Source organism: Pedobacter sp. UYEF25, assembly GCF_054061655.1.
The window spans coordinates 19,785-39,860 of the sequence record NZ_JBSSEL010000003.1; the positions used below are offsets into that span (position 1 = coordinate 19,785).

The 20,076-nt window shown below is 37.3% G+C and carries 15 protein-coding genes; 4 read left to right on the forward strand and 11 right to left on the reverse strand.

Going from position 1 to position 20,076, the window contains the following annotated elements; translation table 11 throughout:
- The 5 genes from ACVWYG_RS03980 to tilS form a co-directional block, all read right to left on the reverse strand.
- Window positions 1–2,964, reverse strand: coding sequence for a SusC/RagA family TonB-linked outer membrane protein (locus ACVWYG_RS03980; RefSeq protein ID WP_457268847.1), 2,964 nt, complete (start codon window positions 2,962–2,964; stop codon window positions 1–3).
- A 257-nt stretch (window positions 2,965–3,221) separates the two neighbouring features.
- Window positions 3,222–5,105, reverse strand: coding sequence for a 7TM diverse intracellular signaling domain-containing protein (locus ACVWYG_RS03985; protein WP_457268848.1), 1,884 nt, complete (start codon window positions 5,103–5,105; stop codon window positions 3,222–3,224).
- 117 nt (window positions 5,106–5,222) lie between these two features.
- Window positions 5,223–5,687, reverse strand: coding sequence for a hypothetical protein (locus ACVWYG_RS03990; RefSeq protein WP_457268849.1), 465 nt, complete (start codon window positions 5,685–5,687; stop codon window positions 5,223–5,225).
- Window positions 5,688–5,803: 116 nt separating this feature from the next.
- Window positions 5,804–6,292, reverse strand: coding sequence for a hypothetical protein (locus tag ACVWYG_RS03995; RefSeq protein ID WP_457268850.1), 489 nt, complete (start codon window positions 6,290–6,292; stop codon window positions 5,804–5,806).
- Between the two features lie 9 nt (window positions 6,293–6,301).
- The gene (gene tilS, locus ACVWYG_RS04000) at window positions 6,302–7,627 is read right to left on the reverse strand and encodes a tRNA lysidine(34) synthetase TilS (protein WP_457268851.1); all 1,326 of its coding nucleotides are present in this window, start codon (window positions 7,625–7,627) and stop codon (window positions 6,302–6,304) included.
- Between the two features lie 65 nt (window positions 7,628–7,692).
- On the opposite strand from tilS, the gene ACVWYG_RS04005 reads away from it, so the two are divergent.
- Window positions 7,693–9,993 carry an OstA-like protein gene (locus tag ACVWYG_RS04005; RefSeq protein WP_457268852.1) on the forward strand — a complete coding sequence of 767 codons (2,301 nt, stop codon included), beginning with the start codon at window positions 7,693–7,695 and terminating at the stop codon, window positions 9,991–9,993.
- A gap of 80 nt (window positions 9,994–10,073) precedes the next feature.
- Here the strand turns inward: ACVWYG_RS04005 and rdgB are convergent, their stop codons facing one another.
- Both rdgB and ACVWYG_RS04015 read right to left on the reverse strand, forming a co-directional pair.
- Complete coding sequence (gene rdgB, locus ACVWYG_RS04010) at window positions 10,074–10,646, reverse strand: RdgB/HAM1 family non-canonical purine NTP pyrophosphatase (protein WP_457268853.1); 573 nt, start codon at window positions 10,644–10,646, stop codon at window positions 10,074–10,076.
- Between the two features lie 62 nt (window positions 10,647–10,708).
- Window positions 10,709–11,311: a hypothetical protein gene (locus tag ACVWYG_RS04015; RefSeq protein WP_457268854.1), complete on the reverse strand. Its 603-nt coding sequence runs from the start codon at window positions 11,309–11,311 to the stop codon at window positions 10,709–10,711.
- Between the two features lie 175 nt (window positions 11,312–11,486).
- On the opposite strand from ACVWYG_RS04015, the gene ACVWYG_RS04020 reads away from it, so the two are divergent.
- The 3 genes from ACVWYG_RS04020 (at window position 11,487) to ACVWYG_RS04030 (ending at window position 15,442) form a co-directional block, all read left to right on the forward strand.
- Entirely contained in the window at window positions 11,487–12,851 is a 1,365-nt protein-coding gene (locus tag ACVWYG_RS04020) for a foldase protein PrsA (RefSeq protein ID WP_457268855.1), read from the forward strand.
- Window positions 12,852–12,856: 5 nt separating this feature from the next.
- Window positions 12,857–13,819 (forward strand): AAA family ATPase, encoded by a 963-nt coding sequence (locus ACVWYG_RS04025; protein WP_457268856.1) that lies wholly within the window; start codon window positions 12,857–12,859, stop codon window positions 13,817–13,819.
- A gap of 255 nt (window positions 13,820–14,074) precedes the next feature.
- The gene (locus ACVWYG_RS04030) at window positions 14,075–15,442 is read left to right on the forward strand and encodes an OmpA family protein (protein WP_457268857.1); all 1,368 of its coding nucleotides are present in this window, start codon (window positions 14,075–14,077) and stop codon (window positions 15,440–15,442) included.
- A gap of 53 nt (window positions 15,443–15,495) precedes the next feature.
- Here ACVWYG_RS04030 and ACVWYG_RS04035 read toward each other — a convergent pair whose 3' ends face one another.
- The 4 genes from ACVWYG_RS04035 to msrA all read right to left on the reverse strand — a co-directional run bounded on the left by ACVWYG_RS04035 (window position 15,496) and on the right by msrA (window position 19,911).
- Window positions 15,496–16,383, reverse strand: a complete 888-nt coding sequence (locus ACVWYG_RS04035; RefSeq protein WP_457268858.1) for a glycerophosphodiester phosphodiesterase family protein — start codon at window positions 16,381–16,383, stop codon at window positions 15,496–15,498.
- 381 nt (window positions 16,384–16,764) lie between these two features.
- On the reverse strand, window positions 16,765–17,622 hold the full coding sequence (locus tag ACVWYG_RS04040; RefSeq protein ID WP_457268859.1) for a DUF4440 domain-containing protein: 858 nt from the start codon (window positions 17,620–17,622) through the stop codon (window positions 16,765–16,767).
- A 115-nt stretch (window positions 17,623–17,737) separates the two neighbouring features.
- Window positions 17,738–19,198: a cysteine--tRNA ligase gene (gene cysS, locus ACVWYG_RS04045; RefSeq protein ID WP_457268860.1), complete on the reverse strand. Its 1,461-nt coding sequence runs from the start codon at window positions 19,196–19,198 to the stop codon at window positions 17,738–17,740.
- Between the two features lie 113 nt (window positions 19,199–19,311).
- Window positions 19,312–19,911, reverse strand: coding sequence for a peptide-methionine (S)-S-oxide reductase MsrA (gene msrA / locus ACVWYG_RS04050; RefSeq protein WP_457268861.1), 600 nt, complete (start codon window positions 19,909–19,911; stop codon window positions 19,312–19,314).
- Window positions 19,912–20,076: the final 165 nt, after the last annotated feature.

The following is a 20,076-nucleotide window of genomic DNA, read 5'->3' on the forward strand; positions in this document are numbered from 1 at the left end:
TTAAAATTTAGCGTTAATACCAAAAACCAATGTCCGTACTTGAGGATAGGTTCCATAATCTATCCCCTGAGCAAATGCACTGCCGCCATTTTGGCTCACCTCTGGATCATAACCCTTATATTTTGAAATGGTAAACAGATTTCTGCCACTTATATAAATTCTAGCCGATTTTAGCACGTTATTTGTTTTTACTACTTTGGTTAAATCGTAGCCAAATGTTACATCTCTAAGCTTGATGTAAGATCCATTTTCTATAAACCTGGTAGAGTTTCTTAGTGAGTTTTTATCTGGATCTCCAAACGCCGCACGCGGAATATTTGTCATGTCGCCGGGTTTTTCCCATCTATCTAATACTGCAGTCGAGGCATTTTTTGGCCCAGACATGCCTTCTGTCTCAATTCTGGTTGCATTGTAAACTTGGTTTCCATAAACTCCATCAAATAAGAAAGACAAGTCGAAGCCATAGCCAGATAAACGATTGGTAATACCCCCCTGAAACTTAGGATTTGGATTGCCAATTATTGTTCTATCTGCGTCGGTTATTTGTCCATCGCCGTTTAAATCCCGGTACTTAATATTACCCGTTTGTGAATCTACGCCGTCAGAAATGTAGCCGTAAAATGAACTTATCGGTTTGCCTTCTTCTGTAATGGTAACACTTCCATTGTCTCCAACACCGCCAGAAAGAATGCTTTGACCCAAAATATTAACCACTTTATTTCTATTTAAGGAAAATACGACATCTGTTTCCCAATTTAGATTTTTTCCGGTAATGTTTACGGTGTTTAACGCAAGTTCTATCCCTTTGTTTTCCAAGCTTCCTACGTTTTGTGTGATAGACGTGTAACCGGTTTGAGACGGCAATGGTCTATTTACCAAGGCATCTGTGGTTTTTCTTAGGTAGGCATCTGCGGTAAAATTAACACGATTGTTAAAAATTGACAAATCAAAACCTAAGTTACTTTGAGTATTTACTTCCCATTTCAAATCTTCATTTGCGATGCTTGTGGTGATGGTACCGGGTTGTGTATTATTGTCTATTGGGTAGTTGTATCCTACACCATACCTAGCCAAATAACTGAAATCTCCAATGCCGGCAGAGTTTCCATTGCTGCCGTAACCGTAACGGAATTTTAACTGGTTAAGCCAACTTACATCTTTCAAGAAGCTTTCTTCAGATATTCTCCAACCAACAGATGCCGCAGGGAAATATCCGTATCGTTGGTTTGCACCAAATCTAGAAGATCCATCTGCTCTCACAGAACCTGTCAAAGTATACTTATCTTTATATGTGTAAATTACACGAGCAAGATAAGATAGATAAGCCCAACTAGAAGCGGTGCTACTTGCATCTAGTTTCTCTGATGCGCCGTTTACGGTTTTAATTGCTCCGTTTGCAAAGTTTTTACCTGATAAAAAAGTTCCTGTATAATTCGATTCTCTAAAAGTAACACCCGCAATCGCATCAATGGAATGTACTTTGTTAAAAGTTTGATTGTACGATAGGATGTTCTCATTCTGCCAAATAAGTTCGTTATTTGAGGTGGCGCTTGCAAATCCTTTTTGCGCTCTTCCTTGCCCTGTTAAAAACGGATCGACAAAATAATCTGCTCTATTGTCATTTGCCTCTACTCCAAAAGTAGATCTTAATTTTAAGTTTAGGGGAAGTTCATACTCTGCAAAAATATTTCCAAGTACTTTATTTGTGAATGATTTACTATCGACCCCTTGGGTAATTGCCACCGGATTTTCTAGTGCTTGATAAGGGTTTTGAGGATATGTCCCATCAACATTTCTTACCGGAATGTTTGGTGGTGTTGTTAACGCAGACAATACTACACCGCCGTTATTTACCCGGGCATTATCAGGCACATCTACCGAGTTTATCCTACTAATTGTAAAGTTGCTTCCTACTTTCAATTTTGGTAGGAGGTTAGCACTCTGGTTAAATCTGATGCTGTAACGGCCGAAATCAGCAGGCGACAAAGTACCACTTTCGCCGTTCCAGCCCGCAGAGAGGTAATATTTATATTTATCTGAACCACCAGAAGCGCTGAGTTGATAATTTTGTTGAACACCGCTTCTGTAAATCTCATTTTGCCAGTTGGTATTGAAGGGTAAGTTATTTACATCTGTAATAAACGGTTGTTGGCCAACATTTGTGCGTTCTTCATTAATCAATACTGCAAAATCTTTAGCACTTAAAACATCTAATTTCTTGCTAATGTTCTGGCTGCCGTAATAAGCGTCTAAACTGATTTGAGGTTTATTTGCTGTGCCAGATTTCGTGGTAATCAAAACCACACCATTTGCACCATTTGCGCCGTAAATTGCGGTTGCCGATGCGTCTTTCAAAATGGTGATGTTTTCAATGTCATTCGGATTAATGCCATCATTGCTCAGCGTTTGAACTCCATCGATTACATAAAGCGGATCGTTCGAGCCATTCAAAGAGCCATAGCCTCTAACGCGCAATGTTAATCCAGCGCCGGGTTTGCCCGAAGGCTGACTTACCTGAACACCGGCAGCTCTGCCCTGCAGCGCTTGTTGGAAATTAGTAACAGGCCTATCTTCTATGCTTTTTGAGCTCACTTCTGATGTAGCAAAGTTTAGGTTTTTACGTTTAACCGATCCATAACCAATCACCACCACATCATTTAAGCTTGATGCACTCTCTGATAAGGTAATGTTTAATGTTGTTTTACCGGCAATAGGAACTTCTTGAGTTTTATAACCAATGAAAGAGAATACAAGTGTTGCGTCAGTTGGTGCGCTAATGGTAAATGTTCCATCGGAATTGCTTGTGGCTCCCACCTTGGTGCCGCTAATTAAAATGCTGACTCCAGGTATCGGCAAATCCTTCTCATCTTTTACAATGCCAGTAACCTGTACGTTTGTCTGGGCAAATACCGCAGAACACGCAATGGTGCAGAGCAACATAAAAATTGTGCAAAGTTTTTTCATAATCATCAAATTTATATTTGGTTAATGTTGATGTAAACTTAGCGTAGAAACCGTCGATCATCCAAAAAAAAATTTAACAAATCTCGCGTATATCCTATAAATTAAATGTTTTTGATACGGTTTAGTACCCGTATAAAAATTGCTACAAAGGATTGGTTTACAGATTAGAATGACGGATTTTAGAGGAATCATTCATCAATAATTATACGGTTTAGAACCTTTTAATGATTTTAATGATTTTTATGGGTTTTTAAGACTTAAACTTCGTTAAGGAGTAAGGTGCTCCAGCCCATTTTATCAAAGGTGCCATCTTTAATTTTTGCATCAATTAATATTTTAATTTTTGCACTATAGGCCCAACAAGTACTTTGTCTAATTTCCAAAACCGCTGCCAACTTATGCGACGAAATTTTGCCTTTGGTTTGGTAGTTTAAAAATAGCAGGTAAAAACCTTTATTTATTGCGATGCGGCTGTTTTCAAACAAAGTGCCGTTTGTTACAGATTCTTCATAGCTGCACTTGCTGCAGCGTCTGCTGTAAAGTTGGTGGCCTTGAAAGTAATGCACACTTCCGCACTTTTTACATTTAAAACCTGCTGTCCATTTCAGCCCATCCAAAAACTTATAGCAGGTTTCCTTGTCGGGATAGATTCTGCTAAATTCTTCGAAATTTACTTCATCATCCATAATTCTGGCACGTGTAGCTTGTACTACATTTGTTTTGAGCGCCACATTATCAATAGACAGCAGGCTGTTTATTCTTATAATTTCTTCTGCTTGTTCTTTTAACAGTCTGTTTACCCCAACAAGTTCTTTATTTTTTTCTATAATCAACGTCGATTTTTCATAAACCTCTTTAGTGCGAAGCGCAACTTTATCTTCTAAAAACTTGTTTAAGTTGTCTTTATGTTTTTCGTTAATTCTAAATTGCTCTATAATTCTCCTTTGTGCCCTTTCCTTTTTCAGTTTCAATATTCTAAAATTGTCTCCTATGGAAAAAGACAAGAAAAACATTTCCAGAATGAAGCAAATACTCAAACTATAATACGCAATGGCATCAATATTAAGCCAGGTGACGCCGAGCGTAATCGAGAACTTAATTACAAATCCAATGAATAAAAAAGTATAACCCACCACGAAAAATCTAGCAGGTTTATAACCGTTTTTATAAACCATTAAGCCGGCTGCGTAAGAAAGCAACAGCGGGATAAACTCCAAGAATTTATAATTAAACCAAATGGGATTTATGACGATACAGGCAATAAAAAATAACGTGCGAAGCACCAGAAAGCCATCTATTAATGTGTTTAAAAACGGTGCTTTGGTTTTTAAATACAGCAGTTTTTTAGCAAAAAGCAATGCGAAAATACTTACAAAATACAGCGCCACGCCGAAAGCATATTGGTTCCACTTTGGGTAGTTTGGCCATAAATATTGGTAGGCCAAACCGTCTGAGGACAGTTCGAAAACACCTACGCTTATATTATAAAGCACATAATAGAGGTATTGGATTTGCCTCACTGCAAAATACATCACTAAATTATAGAAGGAAAAAATAAGTATCATTCCGTAAAAAAGGCCGAACAAAAGGTACTCGTTAAGCGCGTAGTGAATAAACCAATCTACTGAACGCAACACAATGATGACATCGGCAATTTGCCTAGATTTTACCTTTACATAAATTAATTGATCTTTTGGTTCTTTCTGGATTCTGAATTCGAAATTTTTATGTGCAAAACTTCTGTTAGAAAATGCCTTTTCATCGCCTGCCATGTGTGCACTATATTTGCCATTTGAGTCAGGCAAATAAACCACCAAATCATCTATGGTCTGGTCGAAAAATTCTAATATCCAGTTTTTTTTGCTATCCTCTTTTCTGGCAATATCAATTCGATACCAATAGGTAGATTTTAGGTGGATGTTTTGTGGCGTGCTCGCCAAGCTTGGCTTGAAAAGGGCATAATGCTTTGCATCCAGAATTTCTGCAAATGTTAAAGTGTTGGTGCTATCTTCAAATACGAAGACCTCGTTAAAGGTAAATATGTGCTGCGGAATGGCGTCATCTATTTCGACTTGTTTCTGCGCAAGTAAAAAAAGAGGACAAAAAATAGCTAGACCAAAGGATATAAAAAACTTTTTCAAGAGGTAGACTTAATGGTTTTGTAAAGCAAAGGCCTTTGCCAATTATCAAGGCCATGTTAAAGAATGCTAGCAGTTTTTAGCGGAAACGTAGCCTATAATTACTCAATCAACAGCCAATTAAAACGAGTTGTATTCGTAAACAATTGAGGGTTTTTTATAGCTAAGTTTACGTACCTCGCTGATTATTTCTGCTCGAAGATCTTCAACTTTTTTAACCTGTTTGTTAAACCTATCTAATGCTTTTTTCGCATTTATAGCAGCCCGTTCAGCTGAAATCGCCAATTTCTTTACTTTGGTTTGGTCATCAATACCGCTAGACCTATTTGTATTTTCTTCTCTCTTTTCTAAAGAAACTTTTGCTTCGCCGTTGGCTTCTAGCAAATTTATACGTAATTTTTCCACCAGTGTTTCTTCATCTGCTTCTTTCCCTTTTAGTTCTAAAACTTTTATGTGCTGTTTTAAAACTTCAATCTTTGTAAGAATTATTTTTAAGGAGTCTGTTGATACTTTTGGCGTATAAGTTTGTGCAGATGCGGCACTACCAGCTAGAATTGCCACAAGCACAAAAAGTAGTTTTTTCATATTTGTTGGTTTTTATAAGTCTTGAAAGAACTTCTTATGATCTCAAAATAAATTGGTTTTTCTAAACAACGAAAAGGAAAATCGACAACTAGCAGAGAAACATAGCGCTAGAATTTTTAAAAAGATCGACTCATTTCATCTTTTATAACCAGAAAAAGTTCGTTCGGTCTTTGTGTTCCGATGTAATATTTCAATCCATCTCTATCGGTTAAGATCACCGCATCGTTTCCTGAAGAATAAAACTTTATTGCTCCTTTTTGATGCAGGTTGTAAACAGGATTGTTAAAAAAAAACTTGCTGTAAACGTCTTTCTTAACATCTACGATACTGTTTAAATCTATTTTTACTTTTTTAGTGGTCCATAACCCGTCTAAAATTAAGCTTTTATTTATAACGACGGTTTTATATTGAATTAAAAAAAGCAGCAGCATAGAAACACCAATTATACCGAAACCGACTACTAAAAATAAGTCTTCTGTGTTATTTCTGTCTCTCTCATAAACGTATGCGGCAAAGCAGAAAGTGGCCATAATTAACCTTATAAAAATCCGTACATAGTCTCTGCCAATGTACTGTTTTTCAAAAAATGCATATTTGCTATCCAATGCGCTAAATTATTTTAGTTCGAAGATAGCAACTTTTTTTGTTGATAATCTCACCTTGTACCTATTATCTTGGCGCATTCCGGCAACCCATAACAAATCTCCATTTCCATTAACCAAGACTGGTGTAATGGCTTTTAAAGATTGATCTACTTTTTGATCGATAAAAAAATCGCTTAATTTTTTAAAACCTTTCATTCCTAACGGGATGAATTTGTCGCCTTTTTCCCATGTTCTAACTTTTAACGGATAGATGAGCTTTTCGGCATCTACACAAGCCATTTTTAAATCTTGGTTAAAACTATTGCCGTTAATTAAAGTGCAGCAAACTTGTTGACTGCCAAAGACCAGGCTTTTTGTGTCTGCATAGATTAATTTACTTTCGATCAGTTCTTTTTGCAGCTTTGCCACTAAAAGCAAACCGCGGCTGATAGTTATGCGATGACTGATCGAAAAAAAGCTTTTGCCTGATAAACCTTTAAGTGCATTGGCGATTTCACTCACTACCGAAGCGCTAAAATTGAAGGGCTTCAAAAGCTCATAAAGGAGTAGTGACATGGGATTTAGCGCTTGTATTTCTGAAATAGAAATCGACCAACCATTTGTCTTCTGTTGAACAATTTTTTCCCTAATTGCATCGACTTGCATCGCTAGAAAATTTTCAACCTCTGCAAACCTAGCTGCATTTTGGACAAAAGTATTTTCTACGCTCGCATTTATCTCACGCAGGCGAGGCATTACTTCTAGCCTAATTTTGTTTCGTGTATAATCAGTACTTAAGTTAGAGCTGTCCTCCACATAATTCAAATCGTGTTTTTGAAAACATGCGTCTATTTCTGCGCGAGTTAAAAAAAGCAAAGGTCTAATAAGCCGATTTTTTTTGGGTAGAATTCCATGTAAGCCGCTTAAACCCGTTCCGCGTACCAAATTAATGATCATTGTTTCAGCAACATCGTTTTTATGTTGTGCAAGCGCAATAAAATCATAGTTTTCTGTTAATCTAATTTTTTCAAACCATTGATAGCGCAATGCTCGAGCAGCCATTTGAGTAGATATTTTATGAAGCGCCGCATACTTTTTAGTCTCAAACCGAACGGTAAAAAACGGAATGTTTAAATGTTTGGTTTGGCTCCTAACAAAATCTTCATCGCGCTGAGACTCGTCTCCTCGAAGTTTAAAATTTACGTGTGCCACGCCTATCTCAATGTCTAAAGATTTAAATAGGTGCAACATCAACATAGAATCCTTCCCACCACTAACAGCTAGTAAAATGCGATGGTTTTTATCAAACAATTGCCGTTCATTTATAAAATTTTCAAACTGCTTGGTGGGTAACATGTTCCAAAAATATTTAATTTTAACTGGTAATTCGAACGTACCAAACAAAAAACTAACTTTGTACCGTGCAAAAAAGATTTTTTTTATTGTTGCTGGTGTTTGGTCCGATGTTTTTGTCTGCGCAACAAAAATCGGTTATAAAAATTATTTCTTTTGAGCAAATTACGGGGGTGCCTGAAAAAAAGGTTTCCTATCTGCGTCGACCTGTTTTTCAACAAGACAATGCAACGCTTACTTGCGATAGTGCAATTTATTACAGCGAGCGAAATTATTTCGAGGCATATAATAATGTCCACATCAACCAGCAAACCACAGATATTTATTCCAATCAACTGCAGTATGATGGCAATACTAAAAAAGCACATCTTACCGGAAACGTAAAAATGATCGATCCGCAGGCCATATTAACCACAGAAATATTGGATTACGATATGGCTGCGAAGATTGGAACCTACACAAGTGGCGGCAAAATTGTAAATAAAGACGTTACCCTAACCAGTAGAAACGGCTACTATTTCAGCAATAGCAACGACGCCTATTTTAGATATGATGTGATAGCAGTTACACCGCAAACAACTATAAAGTCTGACACGATGCGGTACAATACGCTAAGTAAATGGACTTATTTTTATGGGCCAACCAATATTAAGGGTAAAGACGATAATTTATATACGGAAAATGGCGCCTATAATACGCAGTCGCAAGACGCCTATTTCGGTAAGAAAAACTTATACACGCAGGATACAAAATCTCTTAAAGGAGATAGTCTTTATTATTATGGAGCAAAAGGTTACGGCAAAGCGGTAAAGAATATCGTTTTTGGCGATACCAAAGATAAAATTAAGATGTTTGGAGACTTGGGTTACTATTACAAAGCGGATAAACGGGCGTTAGTAACAAAGAAGGCTTACTTGGGGATTGGTACTGATGATTCTGTTACCGTAAATGGCAAAAAAAAGCCCGATAGTTTGTGGATTGGGGCAGATACTTTAATTACTCAAATGGTGCTTCGGCAAACGTTAAAGCTGATTCCAAAAATATCTATTAAAGCCGATAATCAAGTAGGAGAAGACGAGCCAAAAAAGCCCGAAAAAAATAGCAACGAGCCTAAAGAGACAAGCAAGGTAGGGGATAAGACAAAAAATGCGCCGAGTAGAAAACAGAAACGAAGAGATAAAGGGAAAAACAAAAATGGAGATGATAATTTGCCTACGCCACTTACCGATAGCTTGAAAAAGAATGTAGATTCTCTTACAACGAAATTGAAATTATTTCCGTTAGACAGTTTGTCTGATAAGAATAAGTTGAAGTCTGTTGCAGATTCCATAATAAAGAAGCTGCCAAAACTACCTCCAGATTCAGTTCAGAGGAAAGTGCTTAAAAAGGCTGATAGTTTGCTCGGTAAATCAAAAGTTGAATTAAGCAAATTACCTGAGGGAGTAAAAAAACCTGTCTTAGAAAGTGCAAAAGCTACATTATTAAAATTGAAGGCTGGCGGTAAATTAAAAGACTCCATAAAACTTGATCCTTTGGATACCGTTCAAGCTAGAATAATAAATGCATTTCACCATGTAAAAATATTTAAGAGCAATATCCAGGCAAAAACTGATAGTTTGTTCTATACGAGTGCAGATTCTACTTTACGCTGCTATGTAAACCCAATTGTTTGGGCTGAAGGTTCACAGCAAGTCGCAGACACGATTTATGTGCAGTTTAAAAACAAAAAACTTAACAACATGCAATCCATCAAAAATGCATTTTTGGTAAATACACCAAAAGATTCTTTGCGTTTTAATCAGATTAAAGGCAGATTAATGACAGGTTTTTTCTCAGATGGAGCACTTAAAACGCTTTATGTCGACGGCAATGCAGAAAGTATTTATCATACACAAGACGATAGTACTAAAGTGTACAAAGAGGTAAATCAAACGTTAAGCAGTCGTATAAAATTTGTATTTAAGGATAAAGACATCGAGGATGTAGTTTACATTAAGGGTGTTGAGGGCGCGATTAATCCCGATAATAAGGTTGCAAAAGACAACGTTTTAACTGGCTTTTCTTGGAAACCAAAGGAAAGACCAAAGTCAAAGAAAGATGCCATTACACCAAGCACTATCTTAAAAACTGCAAAGGGCAAAGGTAAGCCCCCGAAGCAATTAGGCGGGCAGGTTAAAACAGCTAAAGAGTCGCTGAAATCAGCAAAGCCAAAAAACATGCCTGCAGATGCGCTACAAAAAGTTAGTGTAGATTCTTTGGAGTTAAAAAAGATGCCAAAAATTATTTCAAAGCCTGATTCAACTATTTTTGGCATTAAACCAACTTTGCCAAAGAAGGATTCCATTGACAAAACAAAGCCGATTCAATAAGTTGGAGACGTGTCTAGCTATGCCACGCTCTATTTAAAGATATGAAGATTGGGTGAATTGGAAAACCTTCAGGAATTAACTTATCGTTTTAAAAACTCAATCATTTTTTTTAGCGCTAACGCGCGATGGCTAATTTTATTTTTTTCCTCCATTTCCATTTCTGCAAAAGTAATGTCGTAGCCATCAGGCTGAAAAATAGGATCATAACCAAACCCTTTTATTCCTGATTTTTCCATTCTGATTTTTCCTGTGATCACACCTTCAAATAAATGATTTTCTCCTTTTTGGAATAGGGAGATGACCGTTGTAAACCTAGCGCTTCTATCTTTTTTTCCTTCTAGATTTTTCAGTAATAAATCCATGTTTTCTTCGCTATTTCTGGTGCCTGCGTACCTGGCAGAGAAGATTCCTGGTGCGCCATCTAAGGCAAAAACTTCCAAACCACTATCATCTGCGAAGCAATCTAGATTGAAATTTTCTGTAACAAATTTACTTTTTAAGGTAGCATTTCCTGAAAAAGTAGATTCAGTTTCTTCAATCTCGCCAGAAAAATGAAGGTCGTGCAGGTTTAATACCTCATATTGACCGCTTAGTGCAATGCTAATTTCTTCGGTTTTATGCTCGTTTTGTGTTGCGAAAACTAGTTGTTGCATGTTATTTAAGATTTGTTGAGCTTGATGTTTGGAAATAGATTTTGGAACGGAGAACTTATTCCTTAAAAGGTGCAGCCTTGCAGATTTCGCCAAAGCGCCTTTTTATCAGTGTCATCGAATTCGCTTAGGTTACGACCAAGAATTACGTTAACATCATTCTTCGTAAACATTTCGCCCAGATCAAATTGGCCTAAATCTAATAGGGCTGAATCTATGCCAAACGCGAGGATCACCTTTGGTTTAAAAAAAGCATTTAAGTCAGTAAATTTTGCTGGATGTTGTTTTGCCATATTTAGCAATGCAAAATCATCTTTCTTTAACCGTATCGCTTTTAAAATATTTTTTAATAAGGTGTTTCCTATTTCAGTACTCACCTCATTGTCGTTATCGTAAACTAAAATTAAAATGCCTTTTTTATTGCCGCCCAGATAACTAAATTCCCTCAGCACTTTAGGCTCATCACCAACGTTTTCTGTTTCCAACGGTGCGATATAGGCTTCGTTTGCTACAGTTTGCTTTTTGGGAGGCGTTAAAACCTCAATATTTTCAAGTAAAGCTTCTCCCATTTGATTGGCATCTGAAAACTGTTTATCTGCTATTAAAAACACTTCTTCTGTAAAAAATAGAGGCAAAGCATGTGGATTGTTGGTTACTTGGTTTTCCATTTGTATTTTTGCATCAAAATATCTGTTAAAATTAGTTAAATATCCGGATAATGGGCGGTCTAATTCCTACTTTTAGACCTTAAAAGCCATTAAATTGCGGGAGGAGAAAGGGAAAAGTAAAACCTTATCTTTACAAAAAAATAGTTAGGCTACCATAGGCGATACAACATTTAAAATGAGAAAAATATATCTAGTAATTATTGCAGTAGTGGGATTTATGCTTCATGCGTCGGGTCAGGGAAATACGTTAGATAAAGTTGCCGCCGTGGTAGGTAATAATATCATTTTGTCTTCGGACATTAATCAGCAATATAGCCAGTATTTATACCAAGGAAATCCTGCCAATAGCGACGTTAAATGTAAAATCTTACAAAATGTGCTTACTCAAAAGCTGCTCAAACAACAAGCAGAAATAGATTCTATTGCTGTTGATGATGGTCAGGTAGATGATGAATTGGGCAGGAGAATGCGCTCTATGGTACAACGTGCCGGTGGGCAAGATAAGTTAGAGCAATTTTTGAACAAATCTTTATTGCAATATAAAGATGAGCAGCGTCCGCAGATTAAGGATGAGCTAATTGCTCAGAAAATGCAGGCAAAAATTACAGAAAATGTGAGTGTGACGCCTTTAGAAGTAGAAAAATACTACAAAACCTTGGGCGATAGTGTTCCGCAATTTAATACAGAAGTAGAAATAGGCGAAATAGTATTGGATCCTAAATTAACCAAAGCAGAAAAGCAAAAATTTAAGGATAAGATAGAAGATTTGCGAAAACGTATTGTTGCAGGCGCAGATTTTTCAGTATTGGCAAAAACGTATTCAGAGGATCCCGGTTCTGCATCAGATGGTGGCGATTTAGGGTTTTTTGATCGCACCATGATGGCAAAGGAGTTTACAGCTTGGGCATTTAAATTAAAAGCTGGGGAAATTTCTCCTGTTTTTGAAACAGATTACGGTTTTCACGTATTGCAAGTAATAGAGCGGCGTGGCGAGCAAGTTCATGCCCGCCACATTTTAATCATTCCTGTTACAACCCAAAGCAGTTTAGATCGGTTAAAGCTCTCTGCAGATTCCATTTACAATAAGGTAGAGAAAAATGACTTGACGTTTGCTGCTGCTGCTAACATTTATTCTGATGATAAACAGTCTAAGTTTAATGGTGGAATGATGTTGAATGCAGAAGATGTTCGTACTAGGACAACCATTATCCCAGTTGATAAACTAGATCCATCTACATTTTTGGTGATCGACACCATGAAAGTTGGGGAAATAGCTAAGCCTACACTTTATACAGGCCCCGATGGCAAACAGCACTACCGCATTCTGTATCTAAAATCTAAGGTTGCGCCACATAAAGCAAATCTGGCACAAGATTATCCAAAAATTAGAGATGCTGCGCAACAAGACAAAGTTAACAAGACCTTGAGTGAGTGGTTCGAGACCCGAAGGGAAAAGACTTATATTAAGATAGATCCAGAATATTTGGGTTGTAGCGAGCTAAAAATTTGGACGAAAACAGAGAAAGAAAATTCTAAGTAATACCAATGCCTTACCAAAACGAAGTAGAAGCGGTAGATGCGCTACATCAAACTTTTAAAGAGATACAAAGAGAAATTGCCAAGGTAATTGTAGGGCAAGACGATGTGGTAAAAGCGGTGCTTATCTCTATTTTTAGTAACGGGCATTGTTTGCTGGTTGGTGTACCCGGATTGGCTAAGACTTTGTTGGTTCAAACCATTGCTTCTGTATTGGCGCTAGATTTTAATAGAATTCAATTTACGCCAGATTTAATGCCTAGTGATATTATTGGATCAGAGATTTTGGGCGAAGACAGACATTTTAAATTTGTTCGCGGTCCAATTTTTTCTAATATTATTTTGGCTGATGAAATCAACAGAACACCACCCAAAACGCAGGCAGCTTTGCTAGAGGCTATGCAAGAGAAATCTGTAACTGCTGCTGGCCAAACACATATTTTGGAAAAACCTTTTTTCGTGCTTGCCACTCAAAATCCGATTGAGCAAGAAGGGACTTACCCATTACCTGAAGCGCAGCTAGACAGGTTTATGTTTAACGTATTGTTAACTTACCCGAGCTACGCTGATGAACTGACCATTGTAAGAAATACCACTGGCAATCAATCTATAAAGCTCAACAAAATTGTTGGCGCGAGTGAAATTCAAGGTTTTCAACAACTGATAAGAAATATTCCGGTAACTGATAATGTATTGGAGTATGCTGTAAAGCTTACTGCTAAAACAAGACCGAACAGTGCCTATGCCACAGAAACAGTAAATAAATATGTGAGTTGGGGCGCTGGCCCTCGCGCATCGCAATTTTTGGTTTTAGGAGCTAAATGCCACGCTGCGGTAACCGGCAAATATGCACCAGACATTGAGGATGTACAGGCGGTGGCGGAAGCTATTTTGCGCCATCGCATTGTGAGAAATTATCGGGCTGAAGCGGAAGGCCTGACAATAGAAAAATTAATAGCAGAAATTCTTTAAAGCGCAAACCGTCCGTTTAATAAACAACGGTTCCCAAAAATCAATTTTATTTGTCCTGATTTCGCCAATTGAATAAATTGGATTTCTTTTGAAAATTCCCGCAATTTTAACGTTTCATTGACGTTTCAGCACCCGTTCTATCATTAAAAACTTATGTTGATATCCCTCGAAATTAAAACATTATTCTTAATTTAGTTGTTTAAAAAACATCCTTTACAAACAACAATTACCATTCAAAAAATTCAACTATAAATCATGATGACATTCAACCTGCTCGAAGAGGTCAAGGAATATTTTAACAACGAGTTTATATCAGAAGCGAGTAGAAATTTAAATGAATCGGAGGAAGGAATCAAAGAAGCGCTTAGTGCAATTCTGCCTTCTACGATAGGATTAATTTCTGCTCAGGTTAAAAAACCAAACGGCGCTGAAAAGATTTCCGCTCTAGCTGCCTCTCAACAAGCAAATGGCGTTTTGAACGCGCTAACTAATTTTATCAAACATCAAACTACTGCTTCTACTGCGAAATTATCGTCTACGGCTTTTGCAGGAGATGTGGAAACTGACATGACTTCGAAGGTTGCCACTTTTTCTAAAATAAAAGAAAGTTCTGCATCAGCTCTTTTTGAAATTGCATTGCCAACCATTTTAGCGCTTTTGGGAAGACATTTACAAAATAATAAATTAGAAGGAAATAAATTAGCCGGATACTTTGAGGGAGAAATTATAACCAAGCAAACGATCTTACCATTAGGCTTTGGCGTAGCTGAGGGTTCAGTAATTTCCGGGCAATCTGCCGCTGGATTAGGAGCAGTCCCGCAAAGCCCTATCGTGGAGTCTAATGCTGCTCGGCACGACAATATACGCCCAACGCATACTCAAGATCCAACACATTTAGACGATCATCAGTTGCATGCTGCGGTAATTGCCGGGCCGATTAATCCGATAAGCGGTTTTAGCTGGGTATTGCCTTTGCTAGTAACGTTGGGGTTAATCTTATTGTTGTGGTTTTACACCATCGGACCTGGAAATAATTATGTAAGGCCAACAATGGATGAAAACGACACTGCTACACCGTTTATGCGGGAACGTATACAACCTGGAATTCATGTTGGTGCCCTTGACGAAAATACTGGAGACTTCATGTACGATGATGGAGAGATGACCACCGTTATATTGCCAAATGGGACAGAATTTGAAGCGGGCGAGAATAGTACAGAAGCAAAATTAGTTGCCTTTTTAGAGAATAAAAATATAGCTGTGGATGAGAAGAATGGAAATTGGTATGAATTTACAAATGTTCATTTTAAGTTGAATAGCGCCGATTTAACCAAGGTTTCCGAAACTCAGCTCAGGAATATGGCTGAGATTACCAAAGCATTTCCCGACGCGAAATTTAAGTTTGGCGGTTATACAGACAATACTGGCGATGCGGCAATTAATAAACCTTTGTCTCAAAAACGTGCAGAAGCGGTCGCAAAACTAGTTGAATCTTTCGGTGGCCCAGCAAATTCTTTTGTTTCACCAGAAGGTTACGGGGCCGAGCATCCAATTGCAGACAATGAAAATGCAACTGGCAGAGCGATGAATAGGAGAGTTGCCGTTAATGTAAAAGTTAAATAAAGAAAAATGCTTTTTTAAATAAAGTCCTACGATTGGTTTCGTCGGACTTTATTTTATTTATCAAGTTGTTGCATCAAATTTGGATAGTCGGTAATGATGCCGTCAACACCTAGTGACAAAAAATATTTAATATCTTTTAAACTATTTACTGTCCATGGGACAATTTTTATTCCTAACTCGTGGCAACGATCTACTAGCCCTTTCCCAACTAAAATTGAATAAGGACTGTAAATGGTTGGGTTAAACCCGAGTTCAGCTAGATAAGTTTCCAAAGGCTCTTTTTCATCTATTAATAACGAAGTTTTAATTTTTGGATAATGCTCATGCAAATATTTTAAGGTACGCATATCGAAAGATTCGATAATTACCCGTTTTGCTATTCGCTTTTTATTAACCACTTCCATAATAAGGTTTACAAATTCATCAGGTTCTGGTTGAAATTCATTGTCGCCATTTTTAATGCTTTTGGTTTCAATGCTGTAGAAAGGTTTTTTTAGTTTTTTTTCTTTAATATAAGACTCAACTGCGTCTATTGTCTCGCTTAGCAACGGCTTGTAAGCTTTAAACTTCATTTGTCCGGGGAAACGAGGATGCACTTTACTACCTACATCAAAAGTTTTAATTTCGCTGTAGTTCATTTTATAGATGTTGAATTTTTTTTGATCTTTAAAAGCTATTGGCTTGCCATTTGGCTGCAAAGAAAATTCGTTGTTAAAATAAGGTTCTTGAGAAAGCACAACCTTTTTGTCTTTTGAGATGACCGCGTCCATCTCTATTGTGGTAACGCCTAAATCTATCGCTTTGATCATTCCTTGTATGGTATTTTCTGGCATTATGCCTCTACAACCTGCTTTGCCTTGCAAATCAAAACCTTTTGTTTGAGAGAAACTATTTGCTGAAGAGATGACAATAAGGATGATGGTAAGGTATTTTTTAAACATGGTTTTTGATAAGATTAAAATTGAATAGTTATTATTATTATGTTTAGATATTTTGGATAAATACGCCATTTGAGACTACTTTTTTATCAACAACTAAAAAATCCCAACGCATTATTAGTAGAGCGGATGTTGAAGCAATCTCTCTTAAAATATATATAACGCATAATGGCATTCGTTAAGTGCATGAACGATTTGAGCGATATTCTTTTTGCGCTTTTGGCTGCAATACAAGATTTAGTGGAAAGCGTTTTAAAACGCCCAAGAAATTTAACTTCTAACTGACTAATTGCTCTTTTCTATTTTCAGTTTTGCATAGTTGAAAAATAAAGCACAAAAAAGGCCTTCTTTCCGAAAGCCTTTAAAAAAATTAGAAGGTATAAATTATCTTTCTGCAGGTACATAGGCCTGCACAAGCAGGTTCCAACTAAAATCTGCAGCCCTCTGCCAAACAAAAACGTAATTAAAACTTTCTCGCAAATCTGCTTTATAATCTACTGTAGCAATTCCATAAGTATATGCCAAATCACTACCTATGGCTTTATCGACACCGGTATTTTTAAAGTTAATTTTATCAACAGTATTGCTGTAAAACGACACAATCTCAGCCGTTCCGTTCATGGCTTCTCTACCCGGGAAAATTAAACGAGGGTTGGGTGCTAAAAAGCCGCTAAAGGCAATTACTCCGTGCGTTTTTATAAGTGTATTAAGCGTCTTTTCTGTAGTGATAATAATGTCTTTGCCAGCTTTTATTTCCTTATCGTTGATAAATTTTGGGGTAACATGATCTTTTGGCTCTATAAATTTATTTTGACCGTCCTTTAACGGTTTATTGCTTTTAGTTTCTAGGTCCATAACCAATTTCCATTTCTCGTTGTCTGTTTTCCAGATAGAAAGATATTGGCCATATTGTGCATTTGTAGCTCCAAGCGCATAAGATCCGGTTGTAAAGCCGAAGTCACCGCTCCGAGACGACATCGCCATTGTCGGATTTCTAACTAAATCTTGATTTGATTGAGTTCCATCTTGATAAAACTTTTGGGTATTCGTTGGATTTGGTCTAAATACAAGCCCACCAGCTGATGAGAAATCTTGGTAGGTTTCCTTTTCACCATTTTTGGTAAGCGATTTTTGAAATTCCTTTTCAGCGTTTAACAAGGATTTCGTAGAACCATCACTCCGTTGCGCAACGGCGTTTAGCGTAAAGAGCAAGGCAACTGCACTAACTAACAATATTTTCATTTCTTGTTTCTAAGGGTTTTGTGGCGAATATAAAATTTAATTTCTTTAACGATTTCAAAAGTAATTAACAAATGAACATTTCTACAACTTCGAATCATACAATCGAGGCAAAAAGCTAGTTTTTACTCCACGTAGTTCCCTCTTTACTGTCATTAAGTTTAATGCCGATTTGTTGTAAACCAATTCTAATTTTATCAGAAGTCGCGTAATCTTTCGTCGCTTTAGCTTCAGTTCGTAAGTTAATAACCATACCCAAAACTTCTTTTAAATCGCCGCTATCATTACTTTCATCCTTAAGTCCAAGTACGTCCGTTACAAAATTTTCGATTAGCAAGTTTAGTTTTTGTAGGCCTTCGGTAGATATTTTTGCCTTGCCATCATAAACGCTATTGATCATTCTAACGGCTTCAAATAGCTCTGCAATTAACACCGGACTGTTAAAATCATCATTCATCGCTTTGATACAACGAGTACGAATTGCGTTGAAATCGAAGGAATCTTCATTAGAGATGGTTAATTTGCCGATGAGGGCAATTGCGGCCATTAGTCGCTTAAAGCCTTTTTCTGACGCTTTTAATGCTTCATTAGAAAAGTCTAGCGTGCTTCTGTAATGTGCCTGTAACATAAAGAACTTAACCGTCATTGGGCTGTAGCCCTTTTTTAACAGTGGATGAGTTCCGGTAAATAGTTCTTCTGGCAGAAATCCATTTCCTGCCGACTTTGACATTCTCACGCCATTTACAGTAAGCATGTTGGTGTGCATCCAGTATTTGGCAGGTTGTGTATGGTTACAAGCTTCGCTTTGCGCAATCTCATTGGTATGATGCGTTGCCGCCAAATCCATTCCACCACCGTGTATATCAAATTCAGCACCCAAGTATTTTTCGCTCATGGCAGAACATTCAATGTGCCATCCTGGAAAACCCAAACCCCAAGGGGAAGGCCACTTCATAAGCGTTTCTGTTTTTGCTTTTATCCAGAGCGCAAAATCTAATCGCCCATGTTTTTGATCTTGCCCACCTAGCTCGCGCGTATTGGCGTACATGTCTTCTATGTTTCGATTGGTTAGAATGGTATAATTGTATTTTTCGCTATATTTTTTTACGTCGAAATAAACTGTCCCATCAATTTCATAGGCATATCCGTTGGCGATAATCAACTTTATCATCTCAATTTGCTCTATTATATGTCCAGTAGCTGTTGGCTCTATACTCGGGGGCAAAGTATTGAACATGCGCAAAACATCATGAAAACCGAGGGTGTATTTTTGTACAATTTCCATAGGCTCCAATTGTTCTAGCTTTGCACGCTTTGCAAATTTATCATCTCCCTCGTCTCTGTCGCCTTCTAAATGGCCGGCATCGGTAATGTTACGCACATACCTAACTTTATAACCCAAATGGTTTAGATAGCGAAAAATAAGATCGAACGAGACAAATGTACGGCAATTGCCAAGATGTACATCACTGTATACGGTTGGGCCGCAAACATACATGCCAACGTTAGGCGCGTTTAGCGGCTCAAATCGCTCTTTTTGTCGCGTGAGCGTATTGTATAGCTGTAAAGGGTTGTCCATGCGGCAAAGATAGGAAATAAGGATAATGTATTTTGCACTGACTTTTTAACAAGAAATCTCAATCGGCAACGTCGATTGAGATTTCTTAATGTCGATAAAAAATAAAAACCTGTCTATTCTTTTAGTTTGTCTTTGAACACCTTTTCTAATTTCTCTAATTTGGGGAGAATTACTAAACGACAATAGGGGGCAGAACCATTTTTGTTGTAATAGTCTTGATGATAGTTCTCTGCGATGTAAAATGGTTTAGCAGGTTCTATTACGGTAACAATTTTTTTTCCTAAAGCATTTACTTCGTTTAGGCGCGCTAAATAGCTATCTGCCGTAATTTTTTGAGCAGGTGTATTATAAAAGATAACGGAACGGTACTGCGTTCCTTCATCCGCACCTTGACGATTTAAAGTGGTAGGATCGTGGCTTTTCCAAAAAACTTCTAATAAATCAGTATAACTTATTTTTGCAGGGTCATAGGTAATTTGGCTTACTTCTGCATGGCCGGTAGCGCCGCTGCAAACTTCCTCGTATGTTGGATTTGCCAATGTCCCGCCTTCATATCCAGATTTTACAGAAATAACGCCTTTTAATTTTTGAAAAATCGCTTCAGTACACCAAAAACAACCCATACCAAATGTTGCTTTTTCGGTTTTATTGGGTTGAGCTTCGAGATTATTGACTGCAAGCAGGGATAGGAGAATTAAAATAATTTTTTTCATATTAGCTGTTTTTCAGAAATTTAGATTCCAATGTATGTTCAATTAAACTACGCAAATTACCGACCTAAAGTTTATAATTTGTTGCTCTAATACATTTTATGACATTTTATGGATTACAACTTTACAGGATTAAAAAGTAGGTGGTTGTTTGTTGCGATCTTGTAA

Excerpts from the sequence above, each read along its gene's own strand:
- ACVWYG_RS04040 (WP_457268859.1), bottom strand. The coding sequence starts at position 17,622 with ATGAAAATATTGTTAGTTAGTGCAGTTGCCTTGCTCTTTACGCTAAAC.
- ACVWYG_RS04035 (WP_457268858.1), bottom strand. The coding sequence starts at position 16,383 with ATGTTTAAAAAATACCTTACCATCATCCTTATTGTCATCTCTTCAGCA.
- ACVWYG_RS03990 (WP_457268849.1), bottom strand. The coding sequence starts at position 5,687 with ATGAAAAAACTACTTTTTGTGCTTGTGGCAATTCTAGCTGGTAGTGCC.
- ACVWYG_RS04020 (WP_457268855.1), top strand. The coding sequence starts at position 11,487 with ATGAGAAAAATATATCTAGTAATTATTGCAGTAGTGGGATTTATGCTT.
- msrA (WP_457268861.1), bottom strand. The coding sequence starts at position 19,911 with ATGAAAAAAATTATTTTAATTCTCCTATCCCTGCTTGCAGTCAATAAT.
- tilS (WP_457268851.1), bottom strand. The coding sequence starts at position 7,627 with ATGTTACCCACCAAGCAGTTTGAAAATTTTATAAATGAACGGCAATTG.
- rdgB (WP_457268853.1), bottom strand. The coding sequence starts at position 10,646 with ATGCAACAACTAGTTTTCGCAACACAAAACGAGCATAAAACCGAAGAA.
- cysS (WP_457268860.1), bottom strand. The coding sequence starts at position 19,198 with ATGGACAACCCTTTACAGCTATACAATACGCTCACGCGACAAAAAGAG.
- ACVWYG_RS04015 (WP_457268854.1), bottom strand. The coding sequence starts at position 11,311 with ATGGAAAACCAAGTAACCAACAATCCACATGCTTTGCCTCTATTTTTT.
- ACVWYG_RS04030 (WP_457268857.1), top strand. The coding sequence starts at position 14,075 with ATGATGACATTCAACCTGCTCGAAGAGGTCAAGGAATATTTTAACAAC.
- ACVWYG_RS03980 (WP_457268847.1), bottom strand. The coding sequence starts at position 2,964 with ATGAAAAAACTTTGCACAATTTTTATGTTGCTCTGCACCATTGCGTGT.
- ACVWYG_RS04025 (WP_457268856.1), top strand. The coding sequence starts at position 12,857 with ATGCCTTACCAAAACGAAGTAGAAGCGGTAGATGCGCTACATCAAACT.